The organism is Pseudanabaena sp. 'Roaring Creek' (genome assembly GCF_001402795.1).
In the GTDB taxonomy this organism is placed as follows: Bacteria; Cyanobacteriota; Cyanobacteriia; order Pseudanabaenales; family Pseudanabaenaceae; genus Pseudanabaena.
In genome coordinates this window covers 1-2,303 of the sequence record NZ_LIRE01000450.1, presented here as the reverse complement: position 1 = coordinate 2,303, position 2,303 = coordinate 1, and the positions used below count along the sequence as shown (strand labels likewise).

The 2,303-nt window shown below is 42.8% G+C and carries 2 protein-coding genes; both read left to right on the top strand.

Features of this window, described 5'->3' with window-relative positions; genetic code table 11:
- Positions 1–306: hypothetical protein (locus tag AC805_RS26335; RefSeq protein ID WP_197278732.1), on the top strand; the 306-nt coding region annotated here is incomplete at its 5' end.
- Entirely contained in the window at positions 303–2,066 is a 1,764-nt protein-coding gene (locus AC805_RS14505) for a hypothetical protein (protein WP_055076080.1), read from the top strand. The genes AC805_RS26335 and AC805_RS14505, both read left to right, overlap by 4 nt.
- Positions 2,067–2,303: the final 237 nt, after the last annotated feature.

The following is a 2,303-nucleotide window of genomic DNA, read 5'->3' as shown; positions in this document are numbered from 1 at the left end:
CCTAGCTGGGTAGGGCAAAGATTTGAACCGCCAAGCCTAGATAAATCGGTTTTTAGCTTGCCCCCATTGCAATCTACCAATCTTATAAAGTACACCCTGGGGGGATTGGGTACGCTCTCTTTTGGTGTGGCGATGGCAGGGGCGCTATTAACAAAACCTCTTTTCTGGGATAGCGATATCAAGATTGAATATGATTCTCAAATATTTGATATCCCTTCTCATAAGTTTGTAAATAACGAGAAATATGCATTTATTTATCTCAACTATTCATGCAGTTGTGAATTAGGTTTTTTAAGAAGCATATGACCTGTGATTATGGCTCTAGGAAGAAATCGGGCGCGGTTGATTTTATTAACATCAATCAAATTGGGGCGCTTTGTTTCCTATTCGGGTTAGAGGGGGACTTATGCCGATTGCTCGATCTTGTGCCAAATGCGATTAAGCAGATCGCGTCTCTTAATCCCGATATCGGCAACGCCGATCAAGTATTCGGTAAAATACTTAAAAAAGTAGCTACCAAAGCCTACCAAATCGCGATTGATGACGATACAAATCAAATATCAGTAGAGCAATTTTGCAGCGTTGATGCACCGCCTGAGCCTTATCCCATTACTTACGAAGATGTTTTTAAATTCATCTCTGAGTTAGTGCCAATCTTGAATTATTTCTTTAAGGTCAATGATGTGCTGTCAGGGGAAAACACATCATTATTAGTAAAAATTGTTGGTGTTTGGTTGCGTTCTAAATGGTTTGAGAATTGCGAGTGTATTCCTAAACCTATACCGCCCGACCAACCACCGCCCGATAATAGCGTAGTTATCCCTGTCGAACCCGATCCTGTTTTATGCCCCCCTGATGCAAACGGCAATCAAAAACAGCGATCGCGAAATTTGCAATTAACCAATATTGACCCAGTAACAGGGAATCGTCGCTATAGCTGTACGAGCTTTTATAACTGTGGCGGCACAAACATATCAAGCAAATATGGGTTTGTTAGATTGCCGCAATTTGGCGTATGGGTCGCCAAAGAATTTAAGTCTGTAAGCCCAGATCGCTTTGATGTTTTTTCCCTCGTTCCTGGAACGCCTTATACATATCTAAGCCATGAATGCTTGCTAGCGAACGATTTCGGTTTATGGTGGCGACAAGGAAATGGTGCATGGACATACTTTAATGGTGATACTTCCATTTTCGATGGCTTACCCTTTGACCCCTGCCCTAATCCTATTCCAGAAAACAAGGATGATTTTTGTGCGCTATTCCCTGACGATCCTATGTGCGTACCGCCCAATGAGGATTATTGCTCACAGATAAATATCCCTGTGGTTGAGTTTGTGAGTTGCGATATACCCGTAAAAAAGCCTACTAGACGGGTATTGCGTAACAGTGGGGTAGATGAATCTATTACTGTTGATGAGTGGACGAGCTGCGGTAATAGAACCCCAAAACAGGTGACTCTATTCAAATGCGATCCTCCAGTTTATGGATGTACCGACCCAAGCGCACCTAACTATAATCCACTGGCTAACATTGACGATGGGAGCTGCGCGGGTACTTGTGAATCCTATCAATCTCAAGTAGAAGCTTTTGCGGTAAATCTTGCACAAAATGGAAAAATTTACGATGGAACGCTTAGACCATACCGACAAAGCGATTTAGGGAGTGCTTTAGCCAATATTTCATCGCTTCCCTTTTATTACTCAGCTACAGGTTGTTATCAACAATTTAGGCAGTATTTTACGGACGCTTGGAACAATTACTTTAATCCTGTGGTTACTGGCTGCACTGACCCAAGCGCGATTAATTACAACCCGCTTGCCACGGTGGACGATGGTAGCTGTATTTTTGACGATTTTGATTGCTCCACCTTACAGGAGCAATACACCACATGGGGAACAAACGATGCCACTTACTACAAGAGCATTGGGGCTGATATGCCTAGCGAATTGCAATCTATGCTAGATAGCTTGGCAACGGGTTCGGACTACACCGATCACCCTAAATGCTCTTCCCAGTTCAACCAGTGGTATACCGACGCTTGGAATGCTGTGGCTGATTCTCCCTAGTGGGCAATGGTGCTAGCTAATTAGCCCCCGATCTCTTTTTTGGGGATTCCTTCTAAGATTTTTAAGTAATACCAAATCACAAAATGGCTACGCCATTTTGTGATTTTAAAACCCTTACTGGGTTTGGTTTTTATAGATAATTCAAATAAAAACTACAGCTTCGACTTCGCTCAGCTAGCTTACACCGAGGGCTGAGCGAAGTCGAAGCCCGTCTACAAGTTATTTAAAACAACTATA

Coding starts and splice junctions, on each gene's coding strand:
- AC805_RS14505 (WP_055076080.1), top strand. CDS start 303: ATGACCTGTGATTATGGCTCTAGGAAGAAATCGGGCGCGGTTGATTTT.